Source organism: Microcoleus sp. Pol1C5, from assembly GCF_036701115.1.
GTDB lineage: Bacteria > Cyanobacteriota > Cyanobacteriia > Cyanobacteriales > Microcoleaceae > Microcoleus.
Window position 1 is genome coordinate 78,620 of the sequence record NZ_JAUBQE010000031.1, and the last position, 15,447, is coordinate 94,066.

Annotated in this window: 7 protein-coding genes; 1 reads left to right on the forward strand and 6 read right to left on the reverse strand. The window is 47.3% G+C overall.

Annotated elements, in window-relative coordinates; translation table 11 throughout:
- Positions 1 to 7: 7 nt before the first annotated feature.
- The 3 genes from QUA23_RS18300 to QUA23_RS18310 form a co-directional block, all read right to left on the reverse strand.
- Entirely contained in the window at positions 8 to 3,952 is a 3,945-nt protein-coding gene (locus QUA23_RS18300; RefSeq protein WP_333077515.1) for a PAS domain S-box protein, read from the reverse strand.
- A 607-nt stretch (positions 3,953 to 4,559) separates the two neighbouring features.
- Positions 4,560 to 7,301, reverse strand: coding sequence for a family 10 glycosylhydrolase (locus QUA23_RS18305; protein WP_445243502.1), 2,742 nt, complete (start codon positions 7,299 to 7,301; stop codon positions 4,560 to 4,562).
- Between the two features lie 373 nt (positions 7,302 to 7,674).
- A complete protein-coding gene (locus QUA23_RS18310) occupies positions 7,675 to 10,422 on the reverse strand; it encodes a DEAD/DEAH box helicase (protein WP_333077518.1) in 2,748 nt (915 codons plus the stop codon).
- A 245-nt stretch (positions 10,423 to 10,667) separates the two neighbouring features.
- On the opposite strand from QUA23_RS18310, the gene QUA23_RS18315 reads away from it, so the two are divergent.
- Positions 10,668 to 11,801, forward strand: coding sequence for a succinylglutamate desuccinylase/aspartoacylase family protein (locus QUA23_RS18315; RefSeq protein ID WP_333077519.1), 1,134 nt, complete (start codon positions 10,668 to 10,670; stop codon positions 11,799 to 11,801).
- A gap of 69 nt (positions 11,802 to 11,870) precedes the next feature.
- On the opposite strand, the gene QUA23_RS18320 is transcribed toward QUA23_RS18315, so the two are convergent.
- The 3 genes from QUA23_RS18320 to QUA23_RS18330 all read right to left on the reverse strand — a co-directional run.
- Entirely contained in the window at positions 11,871 to 12,080 is a 210-nt protein-coding gene (locus QUA23_RS18320; RefSeq protein ID WP_445243503.1) for a hypothetical protein, read from the reverse strand.
- Between the two features lie 165 nt (positions 12,081 to 12,245).
- Positions 12,246 to 14,375, reverse strand: a complete 2,130-nt coding sequence (locus tag QUA23_RS18325) for a phosphodiester glycosidase family protein (protein ID WP_333077522.1) — start codon at positions 14,373 to 14,375, stop codon at positions 12,246 to 12,248.
- 115 nt (positions 14,376 to 14,490) lie between these two features.
- Positions 14,491 to 15,447, reverse strand: a 957-nt coding sequence (locus QUA23_RS18330) for an ATP-binding protein (protein WP_333110455.1), incomplete at its 5' end; no start/stop codon positions are given.

Sequence of the window (15,447 nt, forward strand, 5' to 3'; positions counted from 1 at the left end):
CTGGTATTTACTGTTTTTCGCTGAGTTCGATTATGTTCAAAATTCTGTCATATTCAAAATTATTAATGCAATCTTGAAGCTTGCCCGCAAGAGAGGGATTGACAGTGCCGATTTGTGCGATCGAATTTGCGATCGCCTCCATGTCCACACTCAAAATACTTTGCTTGAATTGGGCCATCCAGTCTGGAGAAAGAGAGGCAAAAGCCTCCGGTGTCAGCACCTCCTGACTTGACTCCTCTACACCTGCGGCACTTACTGCGGTTGAATCTTCATAAATATAGCGTACTCCTAAATGTTTTCCCATTGCCACAAAGATATCCTCCTCGCGGAACGGTTTCCGCATAAAATCATCGCAACCCGCCGAAAGAATCACCGCCCGTTCTTCCTCCAAAACGCTAGCAGTTAGGGCAACAATCGCCGTTGCTTGCCCGCCAGTTGTAGTTTTAATCTGTTTCGTTGCCTCATAGCCGTCCATGACAGGCATTCTCATGTCCATCCAAATCAGATGCGGTTCCCACTCCATAAAAATATCAACCGCTTCTTTACCGTTATTTGCTTCTCTCAACTCAAATCCGAGTGGACTGAGAAGTTTTACTAACAGTTGGCGATTCAAAGGTTTGTCGTCCACAATTAGCAAGCGATAACTCGGTTGATTCGGTTCCAGGGCAACAACTCGACGTTGAGTTTTTTTGCTTTCAATATCACTAGCTTCAACCAGATGAACTTGGATGTCAAACTGAAATACTGCACCCTTTCCGATCTCGCTGCTAACAGTAATTTCACCTCCCATTAATTGCACGAACTGGCGGCTAATAGCTAAACCTAAACCCGTTCCTTCCTGAGAATCTTTACCTGTTTTCGTCTGCACGAATGCTTCAAACAACTGATGGATTTCCTCAGCAGCAATGCCTGCACCAGTATCTTGAACTTCAAAATGCAGCCAGTAGCGACCGGGTAATTGGTCAGTGCTTTTTTTATGTATATTCCGCTTTCCCCCTTTGACTTGCACCGACACTCCCCCTTCTGAAGTAAATTTAATTGCATTATTGAGCAAATTAATTAAGACTTGCCGCAATTTAACTTCATCCGTACAAATGTAATGGGGAACTTCTGCGTCTCTGTCGAAGATTAATTGCAAACCTTTTTGCTCAGCTCTGAGAGCAAACATATCTTCTAAATCGTCGATTAGTTGGTACAAATCGAAGCTTTTTTCATTAATCGTCGTTCGTGCGGCTTCGATTTTTGATAAGTCTAAAACTTGGTTAATTAAAGCCAGTAAATGTTCGCCACTCCGCAGGATAATTCCGACATCTTCTTGATTTTCCTGAGACAAACTTTTACTGCGGATCATGACTTGAGCAAAACCGATAACCGCGTTCAGGGGCGATCGCAATTCGTGACTCATATTGGCGAGAAAGGTACTCTTCGCTTTGTTTGCTGCTTCGGCCGCTTCTTTCGCCTGCTGCATTTTGATTTCCGCTTGTTTGTTATCAGTAATGTCTTTAATAAAACCTTCGTAGTAAAGTAGATTTCCTGCTTCATCGCAGACAGCGCGACAATTTTCCGAAATCCAGATTATACTGCCATCTTTGCGGTAAATTTCCGATTCAAAGTTTGATAGTATCCCGTACTCGGTCATCAGCGCTGCAAATTCGTCGCGGCGGTTGGGTTTCACGTAAAGCTGGTTATGGAAATTCGGCTGTGCTGCTATTAAATCAGCAGGCGAGTCGTAACCGTAGATGTTAGCTAAAGCGGGGTTAGCGCTGATGTATTTCCCGTCAATAGCAGTTTGAAAAATTCCATTCAAAGCATTTTCATAAATGTTGCGGTACTTTTCTTCTGCTTCCCGGAGGGCAGTTTCTGCTTGTTGGCGCTCGGTAATATCGCTAGAAATCGACAAAAAACAAGCTTCTCCGTCAATATCGATGGTTTCTATCGACAGCAGTGCCGTTCTTTCTGTACCATTTTTATTGCGAAATCTCAGCTCATAATTGTGAAGAGCCGTTTTATTTTTTAACATTAGAATCATGCGATCGCGCTCTGCTAAACTCGCCCAAAAATTGAGTTCTACCGCTGTCTTTCCAATGATTTCTTCGTGACTGTACCCCATCATCCGACAAAAGCTCTCATTGGCTTCTATGTGGCGACCATCGCTAATTCTAGTCAGAGTAATTGCATTAGGACTTAAACGAAAAGCTTTAGAAAACTTTTCTTTGGCCTTGGCAAGATCGGCGGTACGTTCTGCAACTTGCACTGCTAAATTGTCATTGTATTCCTTTAATACTTTCTCCGCTAGTTTGCGTTCAGTAATATCTTGAAAAGCACACATCCCGTAGATAATATTTCCATGAGCGTCATAAATAGGAGTTCCCCAAACTTGCAGGGGAACAGTTGTGTCAGTCGAGGAGATTTCAATGTCATCAACAGTTACACTTTTCCCCTGCAAAGCATTTAAAAGTGGGTCGCGTTCCGCCGGGTAAATTTCCTGAGTTCCAGCTAAATAAACTCGGTAGGATTGACGTAAAGTTTCTGAATCTACTGGTACAATTCCTTGAGATAAAAGTTGCTCTCCGGTAGGATTAATGTAGTGAGGTTGACCGTTGGGTTCTGCAATGAAAATCCCTAGCGGTACTGCATTGAAGAATTGTTTTACTCGGTTTTCGCTTTCCGACAGAGAAGTAAATGAATGCTGCAATTGCTCGGCCATGCTGTTAAAAGCAGTGGCAAGTTCTCCGAGTTCATCTTCGCGATTCAGAGTGAGCTTTGTATCCCATTCGTTCCGCGCCAAAGCTTTCGCTGCCGCATTCAATCTTAAAATCGGCTGAACTACCCATTTAGCAGTAAGAATCCCCAGGATTGTCGCCCCCATCAAAGCTGCAAGCGACAGTAAAAAAGTCGTGCGCGTATTGAGGTTAATTTGCTCCATAAAGTCAGACTCTGGTACAACTACTACAATCAGCCAATCCAACCCTCGATCGTCTTTAAAAGGAGCTACCTGAATAAAATTTCGCTTGCCATCAATATCAAAAGTAAGTTGTTGAGAATTATTGATTTTAGCTAAGCTATTGTAGGATTTATCTAAATATTGTGCAGTTTGGCTAATTACCGGATTCTCGCTTTCTGAAGCTTTAATGCGCCTTGTTTCTTTACCTTCCACCACGAATTCTGGACTCGCCGTTGAAGTGGCAATTAACATCCCCGATCGCTCCATGACAAAAGTTTGTCCCGATTTGCCAATTTTGAGGCTGACGAGAAATTCTTTGATTCGAGAAAACAGCAAATCGCTGCCAGCTACGCCTAACAATTTACCAGCGTCGTCGTAGATAGGCAAAGCAGCAGTAATTGCCAGTTCCCTCGTCAAAAAATCTGTATAAATTGGAGTCCAAATAGTTTTTTTTGCCGCAGCCGCAGCTATGTACCAAGGGCGAGTTCGCGGGTCGTAAGTATTGGGTGAAATTTGGACTAATTGAACGCGGTTTCCCTGAGAGTCAGCAGTATACCGAGCTAATTTATTGCCAGTAGAGCTGTCGGCAGCCGATATCAAAGTCCGCTCTTTAGTGCGGATTGCTCCCGAATGTTCTCCATTTTCTTTACCTGTGTAAATGATGCTGATAGAATCAAAATATTGAATTTGTTCTAGGAAATGATGTTCTAGTTTTTGGTTGTCTTCTAGGTTTAACTGCCCCAATTTTATGCCTTGAACGTTCAGGTGATTGACAATGTGGGGAATTGACATATAATTTTCCATGCGGTCTTTGATGCGATCGCTAATTTCTCCCCGCAACTGAGCGGCAACCTCGTTGACTGCCCGCTGACCGTTTTGGAAAGATAGCCAACCTACAACTCCTACCGTGCCGACAATTTGCACTAAAAAAGGAACGACTAGCACCGTTTGTAATGGAGCTTTGCCGATAAATTTTGTAGCCAAACGATTGAGGGGTTTAGGAAACATATTCATCCTAAAAGTAATTAAAATTGGCAGTTGAAATTAGTAGGTGTTAAAATCTTGGAGCGAGAGGCGAGCGAGTAATATCAAATCCGGCTAATCACTCATGGTCAAATTATTTGAATTTGACCTTTAAGAGTTTTAAGGACTTCCGTCGTCACTCAGTAGGTACAAATAAACATTACATGGTTTGGGCGGGTGAGAGCACTCATCTACTCGCTTTGATCGTGGATCTTAACTAAACCCTCCCTGATAAGATACTATGGTTATTTTGCAATGACCTACTTACAAACTTACAGTTTGCGATCGCACTCCGACCCCAGACAGCGGGTTTCGGCTTCGCTCAACCACTGGGTTTTTTACTGTATCTGCAGGATCGAACGAAGTATTGCTGTGAAAAAACCAAGGTGAGGATTACCCCTGGCATCGCGAACTAACTTAATCAGGGCTTACGCACTCAAGAGCGTTAAATCAAGGCTTTGAGAGTGTTTCCCTACGTTCGCCATCACACAAAATCTTAGTAGGTGCGTAAGTTTTATTAATTAGAGTACGATCGCCCAAATGTTAGCACGATCGCACTATCCACAGCAGCACACACCCAAAAAATCTGTATTTACCTGCGATTCAACTCCATCCTTTCGCCGTAACGTAAAAGCATATCCAAACTCTCCAAACGATTTTGCCAAGTTTGCACCTGATAGCTATTTTCCGCAGAATGCAAGCGCATCGAAGATTGAAATTGAAATTGAAAACTCCCCAACAATCTTTTAGCAGTGGCTAAACTTTCCGTAGAAGGATTTGCCGCCAACTTGTTCAAAGCTTGCGCCAATTCATCCGCTCGACTTTGCAAAACTTTCAGCTCAGATTCCGACATCCGCAACTGATTGTTAGCCAACAAAAAACTCCATTCCTGCTTGAGAGCAGTATAGCGCGAAGCAGCCGCTGCAAACGGCTGTCGGTAAGGAATCGGCTCCGCAGCAGAAGTGGAACGCACTGGCGTGCCTTGAGTGCGGTTAAAAAACCCCTGCATCCCGCTGCTGATACTTTCCACCGCAAAAATAGCATAGCCCCCTGTCGGCAAATCGCGCAAAGCTTGAATTTGGTCGATCGCCACAACTTCCGGGAGAGTCAACAACTTAACCGATGGAGAAATCAAAGCCGAACCAAGCATTTGTTCCTTTACCAGCGGTTCGGTGATGCGCTGAAGTCTGTTCGTATCCAAAGCGTAAGTCATCGGCACAATCAAATCTACAATGCCCTGACGAGCCCAAACTTCCCAATTTTGCTGGATTTTGTAAATCCGCTGACTTTCCGGGTGCGGAAACACCGCCACAGAAAGAATTGTGCGCGGATAATTCTGCCGCAAAAGCTGAGAAACTTCAGCTACAAAACTATTAATTTGATTAGTTTTAAACTCAACCCACTGGCGCCACAAACTGCCGTCCCTGGGGGAAATATTCACCGGATCTGCACCAGTCAACTGCCTAAATTGCTGCCTAGCAGCAATACCGTAACCGTAAGTAAAATTCGCATTGTCATCTTGAAAAGGATAGCGAATATAGTCTAATTGCACCCCATCTACTTTGTAGTTGTTGGCAATTTCGCTGACAATTCGCAGCAAATAATTACGCGCTTCCGGGTTCGCCGGGTCGATATAAAATTTACCATCGTTAGGATTTTGCGTGCGTCCTTTATTGTCAATATTCGCCCACTGTGGATGAGCGGAAAGTACCGGACCGGGATAAGAACTAGGCTGGCCAATTAAAGTATTGTGGCGCTTATTTCCTGTGGCAAAAACCCAAACCCAAGCGTGCAGTTCCATGCCTCGCTCGTGAGCTAATTTAACCGCAGATGCCAGCGGGTCCCAGCCAACTGTTAGGGGATTTTGTTGCGGTGCAACTTGACTGGGATAAATCGTATATCCGGCATTCAAAGTTTCAAAGAAAACGGTATTGATACCGGCGGCGGCGAGCCGATCGAACACTGCCGCCAAACCCTGTTCAGATCGCGCTGCGACGATCGTACCCCGATCGAGCCAAACCGCCCGAATTTCCGCCCCAACCCGCTGTCCTTCCTTCGGGTAATTTTGCCACAGCAACTGCCGCGCTTCCACCCACTGCTTTCTAGCCTCCGCGTAGTTTTGCTGTTGCAGGAGTTGGTCAAAAGTTTGCAAAACCTGCCGCGCTTGGGCGATCGCCCCCGTCCTGCTCGCTTGCAGAATAGTCAAGCGACTGGCTGCCGGGCCGCCGCCCCCCTGTTCTGCAGCCACCAGTTGAGGGGTGGTAGCAGCATTGAGATTGACGGCGGTATTGGCTGAATTAGATGCTGTCAGGGCGCTTTCAAACCGGCCGAGGAGGTTAGTGAGTTCTTGGCGCATCAAGTACGCTTCAATGCTGACGATCGGCTTATTGGAATTTGCCTGCACGTCCAAGCCCGGCGGTGCCGACTGATCCGAAGGATCTGTAAAAGTTGCAGGAACTGGATCGGGAAGCGCACCCGATGGAGAAAGTCGGCTCAGCGGGGTAGTACGCGGCGAACTAGGGCTGTTTCTAGTGACTCTTGAGGGGGGACTTGGCAGTGGGGTCGCGGCAGCAGTGGGCGGCGCTACTGGCCCAGAAGCGATCGTGCCTCCCCAGCGAGCGATCGAGGCTTGCAGCCAAGCCTTATCTACATTTCCCGAACCGTCGCTACCCCAGCGCCAGCCGAGGTAGGTAGCGCGATCCGTTGCGATGGCTGCGGAGGAACCGGAACTATCTTTCCAAGTAGCAATAGTTTGACTGTTCGCATCAGCCGGGATCAAGACACCGCCTTGGACTGAGGCATTTTTTTCTTCTGGTGGCACCCAACTGCTAGAAGTAGTGCAAGCAATATCTCGACACCGGCTGCGCGGTTGCGGGGTTGCCGGCTGGGTTAACGGAAAAGCCCAATAGGCCCCAAGGAGCGATCGCAAGGATTGGCGCACCAATGCCGGAGAACTGCGGCCGACGGGGCCCGAAGCAATCAAGCGGCCGCCCTGGGAGGCCCAAGCTTCTAAAACTTTAATTTGCGCCGGACTCAAAGTTTCAATGTTGGGCAAAAACAGCACGTTAACGCCTGCTAAATCCGCCACATTTTTGATTTCTTCGAGATTGATTGGTTTGTAAGCAATGCCGCTTTCCCAGAGGCGCGTCGTAATCTTCACCCAGTCGGGAGAATTCTCGGAACTGCGAACAACGCCCAGAACTACTTCTGCAAAACTCGGAGAGGGAAATAGGATGAAGAGATTGAGTAATGTACTCGCTACAGTTCCAATTAAGACTCTTTGCAAGAAAGTGAAAAAGCGAATTTTTTGAGCCTGGGAGCAGGCATCAGGCATTTGATCGGGCTTATTGATTTGTTGCATAAATATGAGAATTACTCACCACACCGCTTGAGAAAAATTCAATTACAATTAAGAGCGATCGATCCGCACCATACAATTTTCTATCCTGCCCTGCAACCTGAATCAGGAAAAAGTGCGATCGAGCGATTTTAGATTTTGGATTTTAGATTTTGGATTTTAGATTTAAATCTGGGTGTAGTCCTGATGACAGTTGACAGTTGACTGTTGAGTGTTGACTGTTTGGACATTTGAACAATATCTATGCAACCGCAAACGATTTTAGATTAAAATCTGCGTGCATTTGGGTTGAAAAACCAAAAATACAATTTAGATGCGGGACAGCCAACAGCCAACAGCCAACAGTCAACTAATTTTCTGGCGTTGCAGCTTCATTCACCGGGAATCGATCGATTAACTGCATCGCCCGACAAGCATTCCTCCGCAAAGAATCCGAGACGTGAGGAACGTGAGGAATCTGAGACAAGAAATCCAAAGTCCGGCGCAAAATCCGCACCACATCCCCTTCATCCAAACTCGTATGGCTAATCAGTTCCAGCCATTCAACGCCCAGAGCCCACTGTTCGACCAAAGTCACTAAATCCCGTTCCAGCCAAATCGGGATCGCAGCTTCGTGACGGTACTGCACTTGAAACAATCGGCGGCGCAAACCTTTTTGCAGATTGTCCAAAGGTGCCAAAACTTCTGGCGACAGCGAGTAGTGAGTCCAACTGTCCGGTCTGGAAACTTCTGTAACTAAGGCCGCGCAAGCAGCAGCGAGGTGGTGGGGGTCGAGTTCGTCAAACTCTGCAGACATCAGGGACAAACCCAGCCACAGTTCGTTATCGCCGCGAATGGCGGCGCAAGCTTGGCCCAAGACTGTGGGCACCAACCTGTCGGAGGAGTCATCTCGGTTTCCAGTTGCCGAAACTACTCTTTCCAAGCAGCCGAAATTCAGCAAGATGTCAATTAAATTGAGAAATTGCTCCCAGTAGCGAGCTCGCTGCTTTTCTAACTCTTGTTCGCTTTTGCGGATTTCTTTTTTCAATTCTTCCCGGCGGCGCTGGCGTTTGAGCAAAGTACCGGGATTTCCCCATTCTAGAACCGGGTGAATTTCTAGCTTAGCTTCTAGGGCTGCGATTTTCTGCTGTTGCTCGATCGCCTCTGGGCTCGGTTCCGGTGCCGGCAATTGCGGGATCGATGCAGCAATTGAAGCAGTTTCTTCATTTCCCAAGCGGCACTGGCCGAGTCTCAGGGGCATTTCCGACGGCGGGTTCAAGGTATCTGCAACACTCAAGCGAGGTAATTCGGCGTGCAGGGTAGCGACATCGCTAATGGCGACGACATACCAGCGGTTATCTTTGCCCAAGCACACCAAATTTGGTGCTTGGCCAGAACCTGCGATTTTGGCAACCAATACGGCGGGTACAGGATTTGTGTGCGATCGTTTGGCTGTCGGAACGTGCTTGCCTTTGAGACTCATAACCGTGCCGAGCACTGCAAAAGCCACAGCTACGGACATCTCCTTAAATCTGGCTTCTTCAGCTTGCTGCAAGAGAATTTTGAGCAAACGTTTGTCTTCTTTGAGTCTTGCCTGCAATTTTTCGTAATGGGCGAGCTCTTTTTCCAGGGTGGAGACATTTCCTCCGGCCGCCAGGGACTGTTCGAGCACCGCCAATTCTGTTTGCAATCGGTCTAATTCTTCTTGCTGCGGCTGCAAGTACAAGGTAGACAGGTATTGACCAAAACTCCGCTCTACCAACTCTTGAGCTTCGTCGAGAGTGTGAGTTTGCAGCAAATTCAGCACCATGCCGTAGCTGGGAGTAAACTGACTGGCGAGGGGGTCGGCTTTGGCTGTTGCCAAATAAGAGGCTTCTTTTGCGCCTTCAAAGCGCGTCTGAACTGCGACGACGTGCCCCAGCTTGTCCATGCCCCGCCGACCAGCCCGACCGGCCATTTGCAGGAATTCTGAAGCGTTTAGCAGTCGGTGTCCCTTGTCGGTGCGCTTGGACAGGGTGGAAATGACTGTGGTGCGGGCGGGCATATTAATCCCGGCTGCTAGGGTTTCGGTGGCAAATACGACTTTAATCAAACCTCTGCCAAAGAGTTCTTCTACTAAACCTTTCCAAGCGGGCAAAATGCCTGCGTGGTGGGCGGCGATGCCTTTTAAAAGAGCTTCTTTTTGACCGAAGCGTTCTGCTTCTGGGTTTCGCTGTAAAAAATCGTCAATGATGCGTTTGAGTTCGGCTGTTTCGGCTTCGTTAACCAGGGAGAAATTGCCGACTTCTGCGACTGCTTGGTCGCACCCGCGACGGCTGAAGATGAAGTAAATTGCTGGTAGCATATCTCGATCGTCCAACCGGGCCAAAACATCGGTCAAACTCGGGGTGGGGATGCTGCCTCTTTCTACTTTTTGCTGCTTCTTTTTGGGGACTAACCGGACATTCGCTCTTTTGCCGGTCTCGTCTAGCAGGGGAAATATCCCTTTTTGGTTGGCGAAGTGGAATTGCAGCGGCACTGGCCGAAAGTCTGAGTAGACGAGCTCTGTGGGCCCGTGGACTTTGTTAATCCAGTCTGTGAGTTGCTCGCTATTGGCAACGGTTGCTGAGAGGGCGAGCAGTTGAATTTCGCTGGAACAGTAGATGATGGATTCTTCCCAGACGGTACCGCGCTGGCGATCGTTCATGTAGTGACACTCGTCGAGCACCACGGTTTCGACTCCGGTGAGGGAAGTACCGACTTCTCCGATCGGCGTACCGTAGAGCATATTCCGAAATATTTCGGTAGTCATCACCAAAATCGGCGCATCTCGATTGACGGAGATGTCGCCCGTGAGCAAACCTACATTGTCGTCTCCAAATTGACTGCGGAAGTCGCGCAGCTTTTGGTTAGAGAGTGCTTTGAGGGGAGTGGTATAGAAGACGCGCCGCCCCCTGGAGAGTGCTTGATGGATGGCGTATTCCCCGATTAACGTTTTCCCAGAGCCTGTGGGAGCACACACGACAACCGATTTACCTGCATCGAGGGCGGCGATCGCCTCTCTCTGAAAGTTATCTAGCTCGAATGGAAATATGGTCTTCAGATCCAGCTCTGGGCGGTTCTGGGCAGTGTCTGGCACAAGGATTATTATAAGGTTGCAGGATAAGTATGCTTAAATCTTGCTGAAAGCAAGTCAGCAGAGGACTGTATTGATTTTAAACCTTCGCCACCAAATCGGCTAGGAAGGAATAAGTCTGTTGGCAGTTGTCATTAGTCATTAGTCATTAGTAACAATTACCAATTACCAGTTACCTGTTTGGCTCATGCCCCATGCCCCATGCCCAATTCCCAATTCCCAATTCCCAATTCCCCGTTTCCTTCTCTATGATTCCAGTTATTTCGACTATTCCTGTGGTGCAGCTTGCTTCGGGCGATCGGCTTTCACTGCAAGTCTATCAGTTCCAAGGTGCGATTCCCGGCAAAAAAGCTTATCTCCAATCTAACCTCCACGGCGCTGAGATTAGCGGTAATGCTGTGATTTACCAATTAATTGAGTTTTTAAGGTCTTTGGACAGCAGTCAGTTAATCGGGGAAATTTGGCTAGTTCCGGTTTGCAATCCTGTGGGTGTCAGCCAGCGATCGCACCATTTTTCTCCTGGTCGCTACAATCTTTATGATGGAGTAAATTGGAACCGGATTTTCTGGGATTTTGAAAAACAAGGGGAAGATATTCTAGGTTTTGCTAAGTCTCATATCCATCTCGATGCCGATACTGTCAAAGTTAATTACAGAAAAGCGATTGCTTTGAGTTTTGCTAAAGAGTTAGCAAAACTTAACGCTCCTAGTTGCGGCCCCTACAGCGAACTTTACCGATATCAGCTACAATCTTTGTGTTTGGATGCTGACTATGTGCTGGACTTGCACAGTTCTACGAATCAAAGTTTAGATTACCTTTACTGTTTTAATTCTCGCGAGGAGAGTGCGAAAGCTTTTTTGCTCGATCGTGCAATCTTGATGAACGAGTACGACGGCGATGCTTTTGACGAGGCGTTTCTCAAGCCTTGGCTGGCTTTGGAGAAGAGTTTGGCCGAGTTGGGAAGTGCGATCCAATTTGACGTGGAAGCTTGGACTTTAGAATTAGGTTCGGGGATGGAAATGAATCCCCAGTCGATCGCGAATGGCTTGCGGGGAATCAAAAATTACTTAGCAAGTAAGGGTTTATTGAAACTAGATGGATTTCCTCTCTCGGAAACAGCGGCGCATCAAGTTATTTTCACCCCCAAGAATTCAGTTGTCAAATACTACGCGCCCGGGGGCGGGATGATACAAAATCGAGTGCAATTGGGGAGTTATGTCAAAAAGGGCGATCGGCTTTATCAAATTCTTAGCTTTAATAAGAATGGGGAATTTCCCAGTTTGGTTGATGTTGGTGCTGAGTCGGAGGGCTTCATTTTTGATGTTTCGACAAATCAGTCAGTAAATCAAGGAGAGTATGTGTTGTCTGTGATGGCAGATTGAGAATACCAAAAAACCCGGTTTTTTGAAGAAACCGGGTTTCTGAAAACCTATTGGTAGTCGAACCATAATTTACGATATACTATTGAATAGGGCTTGTTTAAATTCAGCCGCACTTTTATAATAAATATCAGGATTGTCAATTAAAGCGCGATCGATAACGGTGGCTAGCGCTTGAGAAATCGCATAAGTGCGATCGCGCACAGGAACTGCATCATTTTGTAAAACCGCCAAAAACGAATCTTGACCCTCCAAATTTCGCGGGGAATATCCCGTTATCATCACATACAAACAAGCCGCTCGATTTGCGATTTTGGATTATAAAAACTTCTACTCCCCCCCTTAGCAAGGGGGGGAACAAGAGTTTTTAGGGTGCGTCAGTGCGGAGATTCTAGATTGTTGAGACGATAACTCACACGGACGCACCTTACAATTTAAGGTTACGGTTTATGGTTGAATGAAAATACCGATCGCATTATGAACTCTCGCAGCAGTTGACGGAGGTCGATCGAGCAAACTACCTCCTAAATACAAACTCGTCGAACTTCCCCCATCTAAATTTAAAGCCTCCACAGCACCCATTTGCTGCAATATCTGCGCCAGTTCTGCGAAATTTGGCCCCGCCCCGCCCGCGCGATTGTGCACGGCTACAATCAGCAAATTCCCCGCAGCATTTCGCCCGATCGCACTTCTAATTGCTGTCTGTCTAACATACGCATCACTAAACCCTTCCGCCTTCGCATCCAGCACAACTTGACTGTTTTGTACCAACACCGGCCCGCCGCCAAGAATGTAAGGAAAACGGTTAAAATCAGCAGGAAAAGTGTTAGTTTCTAAACGCAATAATGTACCGGGAGTGAATTGAGACGCAGGCGAAAAATCGGAACGCAAAGCCAAAATATAACCGTTAGCTGGAATGGGAAAACTTGTTGTTCCCGGCGCACCTCCGGGGGATTGGCTGACAACTCGCTCGTCAGCAACTGTCACAACTATTTCATTGCCGGACAGCGGAGTATAAGTTGTTCCCCAATCAGGAGTGTAGCGACCGATTCCCGATTGGACGTAGGCGCTATTGAGATAAGAAACAGGCAAAAATTGATTTGCCGGAGTTATCAAAGTTTCTTGCAAAGTCAAACGATCGATCGCAAATTCTCCCTCATCGTTCCAGGCGAGCGCTCCCCGGTTCAAGATCGGCCCGGAAAGCCATTTATTTTGCCGCCGAATTGCCCCTAAAGCTAAGCGATTAATTCGATTGAAAAAACCTGCATTAATCGCCGCAACCGCACCAGAAACTTCTGCTGTTTGCAATAAAGGTGCAGTGCCTTGATCGGCAGGCGGATTGGTGAGAATTGGTCGAATTTTTACACCGGATTGACGCGGATCAACTTCTAACCAAACTACTGGAAAACGAGCAGTTCCTAAATTTTGATACTGCTGCCGCCACTGCACACCTGGAGCCCAAATAATGTTTTTTTCTACTAACGAATCTGGCCGAATGTCGATAACTAATCGGTTGGGATTTCCCAGGCTGAAAACTTGCGGCCGCCAACCTAAAGGAATCTTCACTTTGACTTTAGTTTGAGCGCCGTCAGGTTCGACTTTTAGTGATAGCAATTGTTTGCTGGTTTGAAAATTGCCCTGAAGTAAGGCGGGAGCGACTTGGGCATCGATCGCGATCGACCATTCTTGACCAGCGATCGGCGCTGCGGGCGTTATTTGCAGCGGGAGAGTGGGTTTGGTCGGGTCGTCTGGTGTTTCGAGGTTTGGCGCTGCGGGGGCTCTCGGTAGGATAGCGGGCTTTGTGGGGTCGTCCGGGGGGTTGGGTGTGGGTGTCGGCGACGGGCTTGGCATATTGACAAAGTTGACTTGCCAAGGGGCGGGGCGATCGAGATCTACAACAATGCGATCGCCAGATTCTATTTCTGCTTGCCGAATTCCGGTAACACTTGCAGTTTGAGAGGTAATTTTTAGAAGATTCCCATCGGCAGAGATCTCCCAGCCCGCAAGTCTAGCAAAATCGGTAACATCTAAGTAACGATACGAGCCTGTTGCCCGCGCTGCTAAGCTTTGAGCGCCGGTTAAAGATACCGAAAACCACTGCACCGGTTGTTTGGCACTGTCGGCGCTGCTAAGCAAATCCACTCCCGCACTTTGCATCAATCCAACATCAGCAATCCAAGTTCGGAAATTCCCAGAAGTGCTGTTTGCCGGCTGGTGAGTCCAAACTAGAGGCAGAATGCGACCGTTTAGAGAAACTTGGCGGCCTTGTCTAATTATCGAAGATGGCGGTACAGATTGAGCCAAAAGCCTAGAGTCCGACAGGGGTTGAAACCCCTGTCTCATAGTTAAAGTTCTCTCAAGAGAACTATGGCTCAATATTTCAGTCGTTTTTAACCGACTTTCGCTATCAGCCAGGGAATTCATTCCCTGGCGGGATCTCGAAGCATGAATCAGCGCAGCCCTCTCCCCCTCTTGTGCTCTTGCGGGTTGATTCAAGACTAAAGACGGGGCGATCACCAGTACGGGTAAAATCGAAACTGACAATATTAGACGCCAATCAAACAAATTACGTTTCACAGCTTAAAACTCACACTTTCACTTCTAAACGCATCGGTATCTAGAAACCCGGAATATCCGTATGTTTCTTCTTACTAAACGGTGCTAATTGCGCTAAAGCCCTACTACAAACTGCTCACCCCGGAATAGAAATCACAAACTCCGAACCCTGCCCCAAAGAAGAATGCACGAGTAACGTACCTCCATGTTTTTCCACAACAATTTGGTGGGCTATAGACAATCCTAATCCAGTTCCTTGACCCACGGGTTTGGTTGTAAATAAGTGGTTAAAGATGTTTTCCTTGACTTCGGCTGACATCCCCACTCCATTATCCTTAATGCGAATCAAAACCTGATTGTTGTCTTCGCTCAGAGCAGTTTGAACCGTGATTTGATTAGGTAAGGCTTTAATTTCACTAAAACTCCGCCCCTTATTTGACTCCTCCAGAGCGTCAATGGCATTAGCCAGTATGTTCATAAATACCTGGTTCAATTGTCCGGGAAAGCATTTCACTAGGGGCAAGTTACCATACTCTTTCACAACTTCAATTGCAGGGCGGAACTCGCTGGCTTTTAAACGGTGCTTGAGAATTAGCAGAGTGCTTTCAAGTCCATCATGAATATTGAAAGAACCTGGTCGATCGCTATCTGCCCTAGAAAACGTTCTCAAACTCGTACTGATATTGCGGATGCGCTCGACTCCCTCCTGCATCGAGCCAATCAATTTCGGCAAATCTTCTCGCAAATACTCCAAGTCCATCTCCTCAATTTCTGATTCAATTTCCACTCCCGGATGGGGAAACTTTTCTTGATAGAGCTCGATCAAGTGGAATAAATCCCCCACGTATTCTTGGGCTGGTTCAAGGTTGCCGGCAATGAAGCCGACCGGATTGTTAATTTCGTGAGCCACCCCTGCCACCAGATTGCCGAGAGCAGACATCTTCTCACTCTGCACCAGTTGCAGTTGCATCTGTTTGAGATCGTGAAGATAAAGCTCTAGTTTTTGGGCATACTCCTGGGATTGCTGATACAGTCGGGCGTTCTGTAAGGAAATTGCAGCTTGGGAACACAGGATGTTGAGGATGGCGACGCG

What these genes read in the sequence shown, in the direction of transcription:
- QUA23_RS18315 (WP_333077519.1), top strand. Translation starts at nt 10,668, where the DNA reads ATGATTCCAGTTATTTCGACTATTCCTGTGGTGCAGCTTGCTTCGGGC.
- QUA23_RS18305 (WP_445243502.1), bottom strand. Translation starts at nt 7,301, where the DNA reads ATGCCTGATGCCTGCTCCCAGGCTCAAAAAATTCGCTTTTTCACTTTC.
- QUA23_RS18320 (WP_445243503.1), bottom strand. Translation starts at nt 12,080, where the DNA reads ATGATAACGGGATATTCCCCGCGAAATTTGGAGGGTCAAGATTCGTTT.
- QUA23_RS18300 (WP_333077515.1), bottom strand. Translation starts at nt 3,952, where the DNA reads ATGTTTCCTAAACCCCTCAATCGTTTGGCTACAAAATTTATCGGCAAA.